The 16,921-nt window shown below is 31.2% G+C and carries 15 protein-coding genes; 2 read left to right on the top strand and 13 right to left on the bottom strand.

Annotated features, from left to right (window positions below):
* Positions 1–89: 89 nt before the first annotated feature.
* The 8 genes from B3630_RS01955 to B3630_RS01920 all read right to left on the bottom strand — a co-directional run bounded on the left by B3630_RS01955 (position 90) and on the right by B3630_RS01920 (position 9,401).
* Complete coding sequence (locus tag B3630_RS01955) at positions 90–815, bottom strand: CPBP family intramembrane glutamic endopeptidase (protein WP_346895051.1); 726 nt, start codon at positions 813–815, stop codon at positions 90–92.
* A gap of 275 nt (positions 816–1,090) precedes the next feature.
* Positions 1,091–1,729 (bottom strand): response regulator transcription factor, encoded by a 639-nt coding sequence (locus B3630_RS01950; protein WP_346895049.1) that lies wholly within the window; start codon positions 1,727–1,729, stop codon positions 1,091–1,093.
* A gap of 2 nt (positions 1,730–1,731) precedes the next feature.
* On the bottom strand, positions 1,732–2,883 hold the full coding sequence (locus tag B3630_RS01945) for a sensor histidine kinase (protein WP_346895047.1): 1,152 nt from the start codon (positions 2,881–2,883) through the stop codon (positions 1,732–1,734).
* Between the two features lie 374 nt (positions 2,884–3,257).
* A complete protein-coding gene (locus tag B3630_RS01940; RefSeq protein ID WP_346895045.1) occupies positions 3,258–3,968 on the bottom strand; it encodes a DUF421 domain-containing protein in 711 nt (236 codons plus the stop codon).
* Between the two features lie 634 nt (positions 3,969–4,602).
* A complete protein-coding gene (locus B3630_RS01935) occupies positions 4,603–6,672 on the bottom strand; it encodes an ABC transporter permease (protein WP_346895043.1) in 2,070 nt (689 codons plus the stop codon).
* The gene (locus B3630_RS01930) at positions 6,659–7,426 is read right to left on the bottom strand and encodes an ABC transporter ATP-binding protein (RefSeq protein WP_346895041.1); all 768 of its coding nucleotides are present in this window, start codon (positions 7,424–7,426) and stop codon (positions 6,659–6,661) included. The genes B3630_RS01935 and B3630_RS01930 overlap by 14 nt, the downstream gene beginning before the upstream one ends.
* A gap of 302 nt (positions 7,427–7,728) precedes the next feature.
* Complete coding sequence (locus B3630_RS01925; protein WP_346895039.1) at positions 7,729–8,745, bottom strand: sensor histidine kinase; 1,017 nt, start codon at positions 8,743–8,745, stop codon at positions 7,729–7,731.
* Entirely contained in the window at positions 8,742–9,401 is a 660-nt protein-coding gene (locus B3630_RS01920) for a response regulator transcription factor (protein WP_346895037.1), read from the bottom strand. The genes B3630_RS01925 and B3630_RS01920 overlap by 4 nt, the downstream gene beginning before the upstream one ends.
* A gap of 210 nt (positions 9,402–9,611) precedes the next feature.
* Between B3630_RS01920 and B3630_RS01915 the strand changes: the two genes are divergently transcribed.
* Positions 9,612–9,992, top strand: a complete 381-nt coding sequence (locus B3630_RS01915; RefSeq protein ID WP_346895035.1) for a metal-dependent transcriptional regulator — start codon at positions 9,612–9,614, stop codon at positions 9,990–9,992.
* A 56-nt stretch (positions 9,993–10,048) separates the two neighbouring features.
* On the opposite strand, the gene B3630_RS01910 is transcribed toward B3630_RS01915, so the two are convergent.
* The 5 genes from B3630_RS01910 to B3630_RS01890 are packed head-to-tail and all read right to left on the bottom strand — an operon-like array spanning position 10,049 to position 15,607.
* Positions 10,049–11,773, bottom strand: coding sequence for an ABC transporter ATP-binding protein (locus B3630_RS01910; protein ID WP_346895033.1), 1,725 nt, complete (start codon positions 11,771–11,773; stop codon positions 10,049–10,051).
* Positions 11,770–12,600 (bottom strand): ABC transporter ATP-binding protein, encoded by an 831-nt coding sequence (locus B3630_RS01905; protein WP_346895031.1) that lies wholly within the window; start codon positions 12,598–12,600, stop codon positions 11,770–11,772. Before B3630_RS01905 ends, B3630_RS01910 begins: the two co-directional genes overlap by 4 nt.
* A gap of 10 nt (positions 12,601–12,610) precedes the next feature.
* On the bottom strand, positions 12,611–13,624 hold the full coding sequence (locus tag B3630_RS01900) for an iron ABC transporter permease (RefSeq protein WP_346895029.1): 1,014 nt from the start codon (positions 13,622–13,624) through the stop codon (positions 12,611–12,613).
* Positions 13,621–14,649: an iron ABC transporter permease gene (locus tag B3630_RS01895; RefSeq protein ID WP_346895027.1), complete on the bottom strand. Its 1,029-nt coding sequence runs from the start codon at positions 14,647–14,649 to the stop codon at positions 13,621–13,623. The genes B3630_RS01900 and B3630_RS01895 overlap by 4 nt, the downstream gene beginning before the upstream one ends.
* Positions 14,650–14,674: 25 nt before the next feature.
* The gene (locus B3630_RS01890) at positions 14,675–15,607 is read right to left on the bottom strand and encodes an ABC transporter substrate-binding protein (protein WP_346895025.1); all 933 of its coding nucleotides are present in this window, start codon (positions 15,605–15,607) and stop codon (positions 14,675–14,677) included.
* Positions 15,608–15,928: 321 nt separating this feature from the next.
* Between B3630_RS01890 and B3630_RS01885 the strand changes: the two genes are divergently transcribed.
* Positions 15,929–16,897, top strand: coding sequence for an AraC family transcriptional regulator (locus tag B3630_RS01885; protein WP_346895023.1), 969 nt, complete (start codon positions 15,929–15,931; stop codon positions 16,895–16,897).
* Positions 16,898–16,921 lie beyond the last annotated feature (24 nt).

Below are 16,921 nucleotides of genomic sequence, written 5' to 3'. Positions count from 1 at the left end.
CCTTAGACTTATCTTACTATTATAATAAGATATTTCCAGGGGGATAGCCATAACTTAAAGTCACTATATAAATGACTTAAGTCACTATTTTATTTTAATAAAACTGGTATTAAGAATAAGCACCAATCGTATGATATATGAACAAGGAAAGATATCCAAATATTTTTTGTTTTTACATATGTGAATGTTAGAATTAATCTAGCAACACTAATTCCTAAAACTGACTGAATAAGATTCCAACTATAAGTTGGCAAATGTAAAGCCCCAAATATCACAGCTGAAATAATCCAAGCTAAAACTACTGCTTTTTTCCTAGAAGTTTTCAAAACTTTAGTAAAAAACTGTAGGATAACTAAAAATGGAATAATAGTAATTAATTCTTCTCCTAGCAGCATTGGAATTGTTCTCAAAAAAAGTAAAATATTTTCATGTATTGAATTAGTTTGAACACTTATTCCTACCGGATTTGCATTAGCTCCAAAATACTTTGCCATTATAACTCCACTTATCATAGCATATATTATACTAACTGCAAGAGCAATAATTACTACCTTCATATCTTTAAAGTAAATTTTTCTAAAGAGTTTAGTCCAGTTTGAATCAACAACAAGGATAAGGGCAGCTAACGGAAAAGCTAAATTTATAAAAGCTTGTAATGAACTAGGTATTTGTACCCAGTAAAAAAATAGTACACTCCCAATGGATATAGCTAAAAGAAATAACCCTTTCATAAATGTTATAACGCTTGGTTCACTATTATAAAATGGAAAATCATCATTTTTATTTTCAAATCTAAAAAAATCAGTTTTTTTCATATTAACATTCTCCTTTTTCGTAAAATTTTAAGTCAATAGCTTAGATTTCATAATAAAGAATATAATATCTTAATTATCTTTGTTTATGCATCAATTCTTCTCTCGCTATTCTGATTTTTAACATGTTATACAATAAACTAGTTTGTTATTAAATCTATCTATTATGTTCTTCCACTTCTATAATGCTCATAAAATTACCTCCTAGATTTATCTTAATTTTATAATAAGATATTCCTAGAGGGATAGCTATAACTTAAAGTCATTATATAAATGACTTAAGTCACTATTCCATTTTTGAAAGCAAAAATTGCAATTTGTGTTCTATCCCTAAGCTTTAGCTTTGATAGTATATTAGTAATATTATTTTTAATTGTTCCTTCTGATAAAAATAGCTCTTCTGAAATCTCTTTATTTGTTAGTCCTTTAGCTATTTCTTCTATTATCTTAATCTCTTTCTCCAAAAGTCCATACTTATCTATATTACTTTTAATTACTCCATTACTTCCCATCATTTCTAAAGCCACATCAGGATGAACTACCATATTACCTTTATAAGCTGTCTTTATACCTCCATAAATTACATCATGGGAACTATCCTTAAGCATATAGCCAAAAGCTCCATACCTCATAGCTTCTTGGATATACTCCTTATCCTTGAAGGTAGTAAGAATTACAACCTTTATTTTTGTAAACTGTTCTTTAATAAGTCTTGTTCCCATGACTCCATCACAAGTTTTCATTCTTATATCCATAAGAACAACATCAACATCAGTGGTTTTACAAACTTCCAAGGCCTTATATCCATTTTCAGCTGTTCCAACAACCTCAATATCCTCAAATATCGAAAGCATAGTCTTTAAACCTTCTCTTATTAATTTTTCATCATCTACAATCAAAAGTTTAATCTTATTCATATCTATACCTCCACTTCCCTTTGAACTATGACCTTAACAAAAAAACCATTATCTTTACTAGATTTCATATGAACTATACCGTCTAATTCCGATACTCTTTCTCTTATACTTTTAAGTCCAACTCCACTTTCTACAATGTTATCTGTTCCTATGCCATTGTCACTAAGGGACATTACAAAGTCATCATCCGTAAAGTTCATAATAACCTTAACCATAGTTGCCTTTCCATGTTTTAAAGAATTTGATAAAACTTCTTGAATTATTCTGTATAAATGACTAGCTTGCTTAGTTGATAAATTCCAATCACCTTTTGATATAATAATTTTAACTTCTACTCCAGACATCCTTTCAAAGTTTTTACATACTTCCTGAAGCCTTAAAATCCCTTGATAATTATCATATTCATCCGGCTTTAACTCTCTTACCGCTTTCTTAACATCTTGGAAATTTTCACTAATAAATGCCCTTAAACTTCCTAACATATCCTTCATATAACTATTTTCTTTCTCAGCAATAGCTTCCATTGCAGATAGCTGAATAATAGCAGTAGATAGCGTATGTCCAACACTATCATGAATGTCTCTTGATATTCTATTTCTTTCCTTTAATAAAGTTAATTCCTCAATGGATTGTATGTACCCTTCAAGCTCCTTATTTGCCTCTATAAGTTTTTCATCTGAAACCCTAAGCTTATCATAAAGCTGCTGTGCTTCCACCTTAGTACTGCAAAGTCTTGATATATAGCTTAAAAGAATAAAAAATATCCCAAGCAAAACAAAATTAATAATACCGTCTTCAATAGGTATACTAAACTTAGGGTAAATTCCAATAAATAAAATTAAAAGGCATAATCCATACTTAACTATTTTATTTTTCAACGCAAATAAATCTATACATACCCCTATTAAGTAAAAAATAATAGTTCCACCAAAATTTAATTTTGCCACGGGTATAAATACCAACTCAATTATTATTGAAAGAATAATATTTCTCTCTTTTTTAAAATAAAATATTCTCAAATGATTATTTATAATAAATAAAAGCAGGAAAATTAAACTTACTATTCTCTTATTTTCTGCTCCCACTAATAACTGAAAAGTTAGTATGAAAAATGATATATATCTCATTAACAATAGCTCTTTACTCTTTACCATAACACTCTCCTAATACATTTATTCTATATATCTTTATTTAATCCTAAATTACAGAAAATTACTAGGGTATTTTTAGGTAACGTCCGCTGTTGATATCCCCTTTTTGTATTATTGCTTTTAATATAACTTATATACTTGTATAAATTATCAATTTCACCTTATAACAAATATTTTTAAAGATTATTTACTAATATATTTATAAAAATCATCTTTATTCAAAGGTCTGCTATAGTAATATCCTTGAACTAAATTACAACCTATCAATTTTCAATTTATCTACATTATATTGTTATAATTTTCAATAGAAAAATAGATACGGCTAAAATTATTTTTATTGTCCTTGATAATATCATTTATTAATGTTGGTTTAACATTTAAAGTATAGGTGTAACGGGAGGATCGCTATTCTTCAAATAAGTAATAAGTACGTTTGAATTATCCTGATAAGCAAGCAAAACGTCAGCAGAACTTTTAATACCTTGACTCTGTAATTCTGTATTCAGCCAGTTTATGTCTTTACCTATTGTTTTCAAGTGACCCTCAAGTATTTCTCCATCAACAATAAGATTTATACACAGCCCCTTACATAGAGTTAGCATGTTCATATCCTTTGGTGTTAGTGGCTGATTGGATGACTTAAGCTGGATACTTAATTTTCCGCTTGTTTCCATGATCGCAAATTCAATAGCTGATATATCAAATACATTTTTTAATCTACACTCCTCTAATAAATCATTAATATTCATTTCAGCCTTTTTTAAGCCATTTTCAACAATTTTACCATTTTCAATTAAAATTGTTGGTATGCCGTCTAGAACTTTTCTTCCAAGATAACTTTTTAAACTAACAAAAGATAGAAGTATAGGGAAAATAGAATAAACAACCATACCTGTCAATCCTTTGATATATCCAATTGAATCATCTACTGCAAATGCTGCCGCTATCGAACCAATTGAAATACTCACAACATAATCAAAAAATGTTAGTTGCGAAATTTGTTTTTTCCCCATGATTCTAGTTAATACAAACAATATACTTACTGAAATCAGGGCTCTTAATGCAACTCTATATATTTCATGTATCATATTTACTCATCTCCTTACACCCTATATACTTTCCTTTACCAACTAGAATTTATACAGTATCATTTAATCACTTTTGTAGACGCAAAAATGGAAGATTCACTAGCTAATAAGCTGTTAATCTTCCATAGCTTTATTTATTATTTAAACATTTTAATTCTGCTGTTTAATTTCCAATTAAATAGTACTTATTATATTTTTATACATTTCATATTGTGATAATATTTATAATATAATAAAATGAAATCAATAGATTAACTATTTCTACATGTGGCTGAACTGAGTATTTAGGAATGTGCCAACAAACATATAATTAGTAGTCCTCTTTTATGAAAGCTTAAGTTAAATTTTCTCTAAAACAAAAGAATTTCAAGAAACTTATAGATTAGAAAAAATCAAATATAGAAGAACTGCTATAGTTTTGTTCTATAAATCTTCTGAGCTTAAACTTCTTGGATTTAACTAGAACTTAATAGCAAAGGCAAAAGCACCACTCCTGAAAAGAATAGTACTTTTGCCTCTTAAATTCATAATCTAAAAACCATAACTATTGGACTATTTATATTAAGTGAAAAATATCCAAATAAAATAATACTTTATCATTAGTTTTTTAAGACATGCTTTATGATATGAAAAATCAATCTTCTTTAATTATATTCTTACAGCATAAATAGGTAATGATAAAATATCCTCCATATATTACTATTAAAAAACCTGCTGTCATTATTATTGATGGAAGTATATTTGCCTTTCTAAAGGTTTGAAGTATAAGATTGCTCACCTGTATTCCGAATATGGAGTGTATAACTGCTAAAACCAATGGGAATGCAAAGAATACACCAATCTGCTTAAATATTGATTTATTAATCATCCTTTCATCTGCACCTAGTCTTCTAAGAATGCTATATCTCTTTATATTATCTGAGCACTCAGATAGCTCTTTTAAGGCTAAAATGGCAGCGCTAGAAATTAAAAATACTATACCTAGATATATTCCAAGGAATACAGCCATAGCTGCCCTGCATATACTCCTATCATTAATTGATATCTTAGTGTTAATGTACAATCCAGAATTCGGTGCATAGCTGTTACTGTGTAAATCTAAGATTTTATCCTGGATTTTTTGCTTATCCACCTTGTTGGTAGCATTATAGTTAGCAATTAAATAACTTCGATTTTTCATAGCCTTGCTAACTGCATTATCCGGTACAAGGATAATTCCCATATTCATCTTGTCTGAAGTCATAGTTATAAATCCATCCTCACAATGATCAAACTTAGGAGTGTATTTATGATTATCTATAGTAATTGTAGCTCCAGTCTTCAAGGCCTCATTTCTAATATTCACCATATTGTCATAATTACAAAGAACCATGTACTCATTATCTCCTAGCTCATACTGTGTCAATCCATAAAGCTTCGCCATCTCATTATAATCACTAATTTTTACTAACTCCTGTAGGTCTGAAAAATATAAGTCTGGAAAAATCTCCTCAATGCTAGAGAAAGTACTTCCTAGAGTATCCTTAAGGGTAACCTCCTCTGTTTTGTAGCTGTAAAATTCAAAGACATCCTTTAAATTATCTTTCACATTAAAATTCATCCTTGTTAATGTTTCTTCAATGGAAATTTTAGAATCCTCTATTTTTCCCTCAGTATATGGATTTCCATCACCATCTACATCTGCTGTTGATAAATCTGCCATCTTTTGAATCTGAATATCTACTGGAACGTTATGTCGTAAATTCTCCTTAGTAGCAGTGTTTACGGATACTGCACTAGAGAATATGCAAATAGTTAAAAATAGCATTAAGCATATAACTGTCATGGAAAATACCATTGTATTTATCTTGCTACTAAACTGTCTTATGGTAAAGCTATTAAGCTTTTTATAGTAAGAATTCTTCATAGACATTACAGCCTTTAATATAAAGCCTGATAAAGACCAAAAGATTAAAAAGGTTCCCACTACACCATAAATTATCTGCTTTGATACATCTGAAAATTCCACTAAGTTACTTGCTCCTGTTGTAACATTATAATAGGCATATCCAAGAAGCACTGTTGAAAACAAAAACACTATGACACATAGATATGGATTCTTCATTTTAACATTCTCTGACTTCTTATCTGCTTGAATTAAATCAATAAGCTTACATCTACTTACCTGTATTGTATTAAATATCATAACAATGATGTACATAATACCAAAATAAATAATAGTTTTCACCATAGCTGAAGATGAAAAAGTAAAGGTGAATTTACTCATATCTGCATCAAACATATTAGCTACAACAATAGACATAATCTGTGATAAAGCAATACCTATTCCAAGACCTATGACTAAGGATATTGCTCCAATGGAAAGAGTTTCAAAAAATAAGATTTTAGATATTCTTCCCTTGCTCATTCCTAATGTCATATATATGCCAAACTCCCTGTTCCTTCTCTTCATCAAGAAACTACTAGCATAAATTATCAAAAAGCCTAGGACGAATGAAACGAAGACACTTACTGATGATAATACATTATTAATCATGTGAAATGCTTGACTAGTTGATTTAGACATGGTAAGCATAATATTCTGACCATCAATGGAGTTAAAAACATAAAATATAGCTACTCCTAAAATAAGAGTAAAGAAGTATATTAGATAATCCTTAAAGCTTTTCTTTATATTTTTCAAGGATAGCCTAAATAACATCATTTGCATCCCCTCCAAGTAACGATACCATATCTATAATTCTATTAAAGAGTTCCTTTCTTGTGTCATTGCCTCTTATAAATTCATTGAATATCTTTCCATCCTTAATAAATATTACACGAGAAGCATAACTAGCTGTAAAAGCATCATGTGTAACCATGAGAATTGTAGCCTTTATATCCTCATTTAAATTTTTAAGTCTTTCTAACAACATCTTAGAGCTTTTAGAATCTAAGGCTCCTGTAGGCTCATCAGCTAAAATCAGCTTTGGATTTGTAATGATAGCTCTAGCACTTGCTATCCTCTGCTTTTGTCCTCCAGACATTTCATAAGGATATTTATTTAACACTTCAGTGATACCTAGCTTTTCCGCTACACTCTTAATCCTCTCTTCAATTTCCTTAAACTTTACATCCTGTATCTGTAGTGCTAAAGCAATATTTTCATAGGCTGTAAGGGTATCAAGAAGATTAAAATCTTGAAAAATAAAGCCCAGCTCCTCTCTCCTAAATCTATTTAGAGCATTTCCTTTAAGCTTTGTAATGTCCTCATTTTCAATAAACATATGACCACTTGTCACCTTATCTATAGTGGAAATTACATTTAGAAGTGTAGTTTTTCCTGAACCACTAGCTCCCATAATGGCAACAAATTCTCCCTTTTCAACCTCTAATGAAATATCATCAATAGCTTTAGTAAGATTAGACTTATTTCCATAATACTTACTAATGCCCTCAATTTTTAATACCTTTGACATTCTGTATCCCACCTTTCTTATATTGGATTCAATACTTCTCCTAACCCATAACAACCGTTTATCACAATATTAATTATATAAAAAGACTAGGTACATAAACATCGAAGTATATTACATTACCTTACGCCGCTGTAACCTATACTAAGGAATCTGAAAATAAATAATAAGTCAAAGATGGGAAGTATATTTTGAGTTAGACAAGGAAACAGGTTCCTTAGATAGTAGCACTATCTAAGGGTTGTGTTGACGCAGTATAAAACAAAATAGACGAGCATTCTGACTTATTTATTTTTTGAAGATACCTAATTCAAAACTTCATAATATTCATTATTGTTAAAGATAATTGATACTCTAGTAAACTGTTCCTTTACTGAGGCTATATCTATACTATGACCAAGCTTTTTACATAACTTCTGTGCTAGGTATAATCCCATTCCTGTAGAAGTTGAAACTAATCTTCCATTTTCCCCTGTAAAGGACTTTTCAAAGACCTTTGAAATATCTTTCTCGTTTATTCCAACACCATTATCTTCAATATATAAGGTACTTTGAGTCCCCTCCACTACAACTTTAAAGGATATACTTGGATATTTGTCACTACAATACTTAATACTGTTACTAAGTACCTGATTTATAATAAATTCAAGCCACTTACTGTCACTTAACACCTGTACCTCTGTATTTTCCATTTGAACTCTTATATTTTTCAAAATAAGAGTATCTTTATTCTTTTTAATCACAGTATTTATTATATCTTTAAGGTTGCATCTCTTTATTAGATAATCTTTCTCTGAATTTTCTCCTCTAGCAAAATATAAAACCTGCTCCACATAATTCTCTATACGTTGAAGCTGTTCTCCCACCTTTTTATTAGCATCAACCTTATTATTGTGTAAAATTAAAACACAACTAGCAATAGGCAACTTAACCTCATGAATCCAAAGCTCAATATATTCCTTAAAATCTCTTATACTTCTTTTGTACTCTTCAATATCCTCATTCATAGACTTATCTGTTTCATAAAGGAATTCACAAAGTAGCCTACCCTCTAAAAAGTTGGGCTTATTCACCATCTCAGTTATTAAATACTTCTTATCAAGACCTTCTAGTCTCCTTTGAAACTCATTATAAAAGGCTCTTTTACTTAAATAATCATAGACTATCATCGTTGCTCCAAAAATAAAAAGCACAATTGTAATAGATGTTATTAATGCTATTGGCACCTTGAACATTATGAGAAAAAATAATATAAGAACCATAAGAAATATATACATTAAAATAATTATAGCTTTATCACCTAAATAATCCTTTAGCTTCATATTAAAATGTACCCCTGCTCTCTTCTAGTTTCAATAACACCTTTAAGCTCTATACTTTCTAGCTTCTTTCTCAATCTTGTTATATTAACTGTAAGGGTATTATCATCAATAAATTTATCCTCTCCCCAAAGGTGATTCATAATTTGGTTCCTTGTAACAATTTCTCCCTGATGATTTAATAAGAAGTAAAATATACTCATTTCATTTTTTGAAAGCAATAACTGCTTATCACCATTCTCTAGTGTACTTTTTAATGTATTCACCTTAACACCTCTGTAGCTTTGGATATTATTAATTTTGTTCATTCTCCTAAACAAAGCTTCAATATGTAGAAGTAGTAATGCTGGATTATATGGCTTTGTAATATAATCGTCAGCACCATAACTCATACTTAAAACCTCATCTAACTCACTATCCTTACTAGTCACCATAATTACTGGTACATCAGATTCCTTTCTAATTTCCTTCAGAAGCTGTTGACCATTAATATTTGGTATCTTTATATCTAGCAAAACTAAGTCCGGATCAACAGCTAAAATTTCCTCTTTAGCATTATAAAAAGAAGGTAAAATCATAGCTTCATATCCAGTATCATCTAACAATAATTTAAGCTCATTCCTTAACTCTATATCATCTTCAACTATTAAAATCTTCATAAAAATCACTCCTCTTCATAATAAATTATACTTTAAATTAAAAGTTATTTCTAAAATCTATACAGAAATGTACTATATTTAATACATTTCTGGATCAATATATTATATCTCTATTCTGTGAACTCCATATAAAATATGTTATTATTATTAAAAGACATTTTATTAATGTAGAGTGAATGAAATCAACTTTAAAAATCACAGGAGATTTGTATGAAAAAACTTACTTTTGTAATGGAAAATTATTTAGAAGCTATCTATGAGTTATCAGAAGAAGGTAAAGGAGTTAAAATGACTCGCATAGCAGAAAAGCTTGGAGTAACTAAAGCCAGCACTAATAGCGCTATGGTAACTTTATCTGAAAAAGGACTTATAACTAATGAAAGATACAAGGAAATATTTTTAACTCCTTTAGGCTTAGAAATAGCTAGATCTACATCTAAAAAGCATCACATTATTAAAGATTTCTTTATAAAAATTCTAAACATCGATAGTTCTATTGCAGATGAAGACGCTTGTGCTATAGAACACGTTATTAGTTCAGATTCTGTTTATGCTATGCAAAAATTTCTTTCAGAACATAATAATAAATAAAAAAATCAACGACTCAAAATTGCTTTTGCGATTTTGAATCGTTAATTTTTTTACATTTAAGATACCTGACTTCTATATAGCATAGCATAAGTTCCTCCATAACGAATCAGCTCATCATGGTTTCCCGTTTCTTTAATGCTTGTTCCTTCTAGAACTACAATTTTATCTGCATTACGGATAGTTGATAATCTATGGGCAATTACTATAGTTGTTCGATCTTTTGAAATTTCATCTAATGCAGCTTGGATTTCTTTCTCTGTTTTTGTATCAAGAGCTGATGTAGCTTCATCCAAAATAAGAATAGGTGAATTTCTAAGGATTGCTCTAGCTATGGAAATTCTCTGTTTCTGTCCTCCAGAAAGACGTACTCCACGCTCTCCTATTATGGTATCATAACCATCTTCTAAATTTTCAATAAAATCATGAGCATTAGCCGCCTTTGAAGCCTTAAGAACCTGCTCCCTAGTAGCTTCTTTCCAGCCATAAACAATATTTTCATAAATTGTTCCGTTAAATAAAAAGGTGTCCTGTAAAACCATGCTTATATTATCTCTAAGACTCTTTAAAGTTACATCTTTAATATCTATTCCATCAATTAAAATGCCTCCACTCTGAGGATCATAAAAGCGGTTTAAAAGACTGGCTATTGTGGTTTTGCCCACTCCAGTTGCCCCAACAAAAGCTATAGTTTCTCCCGGATTTACTTTTAAATTTATATTTTGCAAAATGTTTATTTCATCATTGTAGGAGAAAGAAACTTCCTTAAAATCAATTTCTCCTTTAACCTTAGACATTTTCTTTGCATTAACTTTCTCTTTGACATCTGTAACTTCATCCATAACCTCAAAAACGCGTCTACACCCTGCAAGTGCGTTACCTGACATTTCCATAAGTCTTGAAAAGCTTTTTATAGGTCCATAAAACATACCTAGATACATAGAAAATCCTACAATATCTCCAATGTTAATTTCTCCTCTTGAAACCATAAATCCACCAAATATTATAACTATAACAGAACCTAGAGCAGTGAAAAATGCAAGAAGCGGAAAAGTCGTTTCAAAAAAGAAGCTTGCCTTTAAGTATGCTTTACTATGTTTTACAGAAAGATTCTTAATCCTTTTTTCTTCTCTTTCCTGTTGATTAAATATCTGTATCTCTTTAATTCCAGAAAAATTATCTTGAACAGTACCAGAAAGTTCTCCCCTAACCATAGAATTCTGCTTCCATATAGGAGAAAGATGATTACTCTGCCAAAGGGTAATCATAATAAGAAAAGGAATAGTAACAAGACTTAAAAAAGCCAACTTTACATTAATAGAAAATAATAGTATCCCAACACCTACGAAAGTCAATATATTAACAACAAAATCAGGAATTACGTGAGCTAAAAGAATCTCTACCTCCATAACATCATTAATAACTCTGCTAGTTAAATCTCCTGTACGACTTTTATTAAAATACTTAAGCCCCATATGTTGAAGTTTAGAGTAAATTTCTGTTCTCATATCTGCAACATAATGTAAAGCTGCATGATGGTTTAGATATCCTGAAATAGAACTTCCAGCTGATTGAAATACAGTTGCAACTAAAAGCATTAATCCTATTCGTAAAGATTGAGCTCCAAAATCAGCGCTTCCTTCTGTTGCTATACTTGTAAGCTCTCTTAGGGCCCATGGATTATAAAATCCTGCTATGGTAGAAATAATAATGGCTATTAATGCTAATATTAAATAAATCCAATATTTTCTCGCTCCCATAAAAATACGTAAGGTAGTTCTCATATTCCTATTACCTCCTTTTCCTTCAACTCTACATCCTCATTTTCATCTACAATATCATAGGTAATGCATACTGGACGATTACTCTTTGGTTCAATAACAACATCAGCATTGATATTAAATGTTTTTCTAAGCACCTCTGAAGTCATAACTTCCTCAGGAGCTCCATGTTTTATTATATCGCCTTTTTGAATAGCAATAATATAGTCAGAAAATCTTGCAGCAAGATTTAAATCATGAAGTACCATAACAATTGTACACTTTTGATTACGGTTAAGCTCATATAAAAGCTTTAAAACCTCTAATTGGTGAGCAAGATCAAGGTAAGTAGTAGGTTCATCTAATAAAATTAAATCAGTTTGCTGTGCTAGAGCCATAGCAATCCAAACTCTCTGTCTTTGCCCTCCTGATAAAGCATCAACTTCTCTTCTCTCAAACTCACTTAACTTAGTTGCAGTTAAAGCCCATTTAACAATTCTTTTATCTTCCTCTGTGAGATTTCCAAAACCTTTTTGATGAGGGAAACGTCCATATGCAACTAACTCACCTACAGTAAGTCCACTTGGTGCAGTAGGAGTTTGAGGAAGTATTGCCATCTTTTTAGCTATTTCTTTTGTAGGTAATTTACTTATATCTTGTCCACTTAGATGTACTACACCCTTCTTAGGCTTTAATATACGTCCAACTGCTTTCAAAATAGTTGATTTACCGCATCCATTTGCTCCTATAATAGAAGTTATCTTTCCCTCTGGTATCTGCATATTTAATTCCTTTACAATGAGAGTATCATCATAAGCTATATCTAAATTTTTAGTTTCAATACTTTTCATACAAACCTCCTTAATTTGACTTTACTAATAAGTATAAGAAGTAAGGTGTAGTTAATACAGTAATAATAATTCCTGTAGGAACATCTGTTCCAAGACTTATAGTTCTAGTAATAGTGTCTGATAATAGAATAATTATTGAGCCTACTAGAGATGCGGTAGGAATCAATAGTTTATGATTTGAGCCTACAAACTTCCTTGCCATATGTGGAGAAATCATTCCAACAAAAAAGAAGTTACCACCCAAGGCCACACTACCTGACGATAGAGCAACAGCTGCTACAGCTAAACCTATAAATTCTCTCTTTACTGCTACTCCTAATCCTGTTGCAGTTTGATTACCAAGGTTTAAAGTATTCAAAGTACGAGATTTATAAAGTGCATATAAAAATAGAATCAATATCCAAGGTGCAAGAATAGAAATATACGTCCAATTGTCTCCCCAAAGACTTCCTGCACTCCATCTTTGAATAAAATCCATCTGTTTCTCATCTAGCTTTAAAGTAAGCATCATAGTAATAGCACTATATCCACTTCCAACAGCTACACCTGTCAAAATTAATCCTGTAGGTGATATGCTTTTTCCTCTTTTATATGAAAGTAAAAATATAAGCACTGCTGCTGTCATTCCACCTATAAAAGCTAAAAGTGGGAGAGCAATAGCTGAAGATACACTATCTACCTTAAAAATAACTATAAACAATAATACAAATAATCCTGAACCCGAACTTATTCCCAAAGTTCCAGGACTAGCCATATCATTGCGAAGTAAACTCTGCATTACACATCCAGCTGTTCCCATACCAATACCTACAAGAATAGTTAATACAATACGAGGAAGACGAAAATCATATACTATAAGATTTTGTTTAGCTGTACCTTTTCCAAGAAGAACATTAAAGACTTCTGAAGGAGATAGATTCATTTTACCTGAGTTCACGCTTATTACTGCCACAACTAGCAGTACAATGGTAAGTACTAAAATAATAGTTAAGCCACGTGAAACTGAGTAACCCTTTTTCTTCATTGGAATTCCCTCCTTTGCTTCCTTGTAAGATAAAGAAAATACGGAACCCCTATTACAGCAAAAATAATTCCAATGGGAGTTTCATAAGGCTTATTAATAAGCCTTCCAACTAAATCTGCTGCCACAGTAATCAAAGCTCCATATAATCCTGAAGCTGGAATTATGTATCTATAATCTACGCCTATAAGGTAGCGGACAATATGAGGTACTATTAATCCTATAAAACCAACAGGTCCAACAACAATTACAGAAAGCCCTGTAAGTATTAAAACAACTACAGTAGAAATAGCTTTAACCTTCTTAGTATTAAGTCCAAGACCTATAGCTGCATCATCTCCAAGATTTAAAAGAGTAATTGAAGGTGATATAATAAGAGCTATAATTATGCCCACAATAAAGAATGGGAAAACTATAGCAAGTTCACTCCATTTAGCACCTGCTGTTCCTCCAGCCGTCCAATAAGCTAAAGCATGCCCAAGTCTATATTTTATAGAAAGATATTGGCTAAAAGCACCAAATAGCATTGATATAGAAATACCTGCTAAAACAAGTCTCTGTGGTTTCATGCCTCCTCTGCCAATAGACGCAATAAAATAAGTTATACCTGTAGTAACAGCTGCACCAATACATGCAAAAAGCATCATCTGTCCATAACTTCCACCAGGTAAAAATGCCATACAAAAAGCTATAGCAAAAGAAGCACCACTACTTATACCCATAAGTCCAGAATCAGCAAGAGGATTTCTTGTGGTTCCCTGCATTATAGCACCACATATGGAAAGGCTTGACCCAACAATTATATTAGCTGCTATACGAGGAAGTCGAAGAGTTTGAATAATCTGGTGTTCAGTTAAAGAAGAGTCAAAATTAAAAATGGCTCCCCAAGCCGTAGATAAACTCATATTAGCAGCACCAAAAGAAATTGATGCTGCTGACATAATCACCAGCAAAACCACCCCTGCAATCATATAGATTGTAAAATTCAAAGCCCCTAATTGTCGCTTTTTATTATAGGTATTTTGCATATTTATTTTCCTTTCTTAATTAGAATTATTTAGCTAATGAATTTATTGCATTAACCATATAGTCAAGTTGTTCAGTAAGACTTAAGATATCAGAGTAAAAGAAAAGCCCTTGATACTTTGCTGGAATTTCTATAACCCTTCCCTCTTTAACTGCAGGGATACTCTTCCAAATATCTGTTTTTGCATAATCAGATTCCTTACCTTCCTGTCTACACCATAGTATATAATCTCCAAAATACTCATTGGCTACTTCATAACTTATATGTCCACGTCCTTCTCCTGATTTTTCTATAAGTTCTTTAAGCTTGTCTGGATATTTAAGTCCAAGATATTCATATACTAAAGTGCCACCTCTAGAACCAGTCTCATAATATATACCGCTCCACTCACCAGTAGCTCCCCAATCTTCCAAAATACTGAAAGTTTTACCTGCAAATGTATCGCCTTTAAAAGTTTTCTTCACATCCGCAAGTTTTTCTTCAAAGTTAGAAACTGCCTTCTCTGCTTCAGCCTTACGTCCTGTAGCTTCTCCTATGGTTTTTATACGTTCAAGAGAATCCATATCTCCTTCTGGAATAACAAGAACTGGAGCTATTTTGCTGAATTTATCAAAGTCTGCCTCATCATATGTAATAATAAGATCTGGTTCTAAATTCATAACGTCTTCAGGCTCCCACTTTTCAATTTTTGTAGAAGCTTTAAGAGTATCATAAAAAGGCATACTTTCTTGTTCCCAAGCTTTATATCCAACTAAATTTAATCCCAAAGTAATAACATCTCCAACATACCAATTAGCAATAACACGCTTAGGATTAGCAGGAACTTCAATATCCCCTTTTACAGTAGATATAGTACGAACAGTGGCTTCTTCTTGCTCTGCATTTTTAGATGAAGAACAGCCAACAAAAATCATAGTAGTCATAAATATTGCACAAAATAATAACAATAATTTTTTCATTTTATACCTCTCCCTTATAAATATTTTATATTAATCTAATAACGCTAGCACCTGCGTTATATACAAATGTAAGACTAGTCTAACTTTTTAAATCGTAGCATTTATAAATTCCACTGTCAATGGCTTAAAAACCCCCTTTTCAGAAGTCATTTTCTATTAAAATGAGAGTAACTTATTGTTTTATAAGAGTTAAATGAAAATACTTCTCATCATTATGGATTGTAATTTAAATAAAATGGATTATGCTCTTATTGAAAATCTTTCTCAAATGATGCTATAATATTGTTACTTTAAATCAAAAAAGAGAGGGGTAAAAATTTTATGGATGAATATAATGATTGTTCTTGGAGTGCTTTAGCAGATAAATATAATTTAGTTAAAAGGCCTTATGGTAATGGACATATTTACGATTTTCCTCCTCATTGGTCAAATGGATGGATTGCAGAAATAAATGCTGCTAAAGGATTATTTGTTTCAAGTGCTTGGTTTACCCCAAGTGAACAGATAGTACATACAATAAATTCAAGTAAGCCTTTTATGATTATCTTTTGTGTTGACTGTGGAGAAATAGTCTATTCACATCAAGGGAAAAAGAGGCAAGCTCTTCCTCCAATAACTAATTTAATTGTTAACCCTGAAAAACAATTTACTTTTACTTTCTCTAAAGACGTACACTATTGTTTTACCAGCGTTTTAATTTTTGATGACTTTATAAAACCTTTTCTTAAAGATCGCATCCATGCATCTAAAATCAGTGTTCAGGATGCAAAACTTTGGAAAACTCAACATTACAACACTCCTGATATAATGCTTATTTTAGAGCAAATTAGATGGGCTGTAAGAAATACAGACATGCCTTTACTTGCTTTTGAGGGGATGACTTTACATCTTTTATCTGCAATCACTAGAAACTTTCCTGATATCCCTAAAAGAAGAAGCAGCCGCCGCCACTACATTACTTGGGAAAATGAGCAGAAGATTTATCAAGTTAAGACTAAGATTGATGAAGATATTTTAAATACTCCAGATACAATTGAACTATGCAGAATGGCTGAAATGAGCGAAAGTAAACTTCGCGAATCATTTAAAAATCATTATGGAATTCCTCTTTATAAATATATTCGAATAGAAACCATGAAAAGAGCCATGCAACTCTTATCTGCTGACCATCTAAGTATTCGTGGCATATCTGAACTATGTGGCTACAAAAATCCAGCTAAATTTGCCGCTGCCTTCAAAGATGTCCATGGAATTACTCCTAGTGATTTTAGAAAATCTTTTAACTTATAAAAACAACCTTAACTATGTAATACT

This window comes from Clostridium sp. UBA7503, from assembly GCF_002477055.1.
Classification (GTDB): domain Bacteria; phylum Bacillota; class Clostridia; order Clostridiales; family Clostridiaceae; genus Clostridium_J; species Clostridium_J sulfidigenes.
This window is presented reverse-complemented; position numbering and strand designations above follow the sequence as displayed.

Bases quoted from the DNA above. Each gene is read 5' to 3' on its own strand.
- B3630_RS01955 (WP_346895051.1), bottom strand. From the start codon at position 815: ATGAAAAAAACTGATTTTTTTAGATTTGAAAATAAAAATGATGATTTT.
- B3630_RS01950 (WP_346895049.1), bottom strand. From the start codon at position 1,729: ATGAATAAGATTAAACTTTTGATTGTAGATGATGAAAAATTAATAAGA.
- B3630_RS01945 (WP_346895047.1), bottom strand. From the start codon at position 2,883: ATGGTAAAGAGTAAAGAGCTATTGTTAATGAGATATATATCATTTTTC.
- B3630_RS01940 (WP_346895045.1), bottom strand. From the start codon at position 3,968: ATGATACATGAAATATATAGAGTTGCATTAAGAGCCCTGATTTCAGTA.
- B3630_RS01935 (WP_346895043.1), bottom strand. From the start codon at position 6,672: ATGATGTTATTTAGGCTATCCTTGAAAAATATAAAGAAAAGCTTTAAG.
- B3630_RS01930 (WP_346895041.1), bottom strand. From the start codon at position 7,426: ATGTCAAAGGTATTAAAAATTGAGGGCATTAGTAAGTATTATGGAAAT.
- B3630_RS01925 (WP_346895039.1), bottom strand. From the start codon at position 8,745: ATGAAGCTAAAGGATTATTTAGGTGATAAAGCTATAATTATTTTAATG.
- B3630_RS01920 (WP_346895037.1), bottom strand. From the start codon at position 9,401: ATGAAGATTTTAATAGTTGAAGATGATATAGAGTTAAGGAATGAGCTT.
- B3630_RS01915 (WP_346895035.1), top strand. From the start codon at position 9,612: ATGAAAAAACTTACTTTTGTAATGGAAAATTATTTAGAAGCTATCTAT.
- B3630_RS01910 (WP_346895033.1), bottom strand. From the start codon at position 11,773: ATGAGAACTACCTTACGTATTTTTATGGGAGCGAGAAAATATTGGATT.
- B3630_RS01905 (WP_346895031.1), bottom strand. From the start codon at position 12,600: ATGAAAAGTATTGAAACTAAAAATTTAGATATAGCTTATGATGATACT.
- B3630_RS01900 (WP_346895029.1), bottom strand. From the start codon at position 13,624: ATGAAGAAAAAGGGTTACTCAGTTTCACGTGGCTTAACTATTATTTTA.
- B3630_RS01895 (WP_346895027.1), bottom strand. From the start codon at position 14,649: ATGCAAAATACCTATAATAAAAAGCGACAATTAGGGGCTTTGAATTTT.
- B3630_RS01890 (WP_346895025.1), bottom strand. From the start codon at position 15,607: ATGAAAAAATTATTGTTATTATTTTGTGCAATATTTATGACTACTATG.
- B3630_RS01885 (WP_346895023.1), top strand. From the start codon at position 15,929: ATGGATGAATATAATGATTGTTCTTGGAGTGCTTTAGCAGATAAATAT.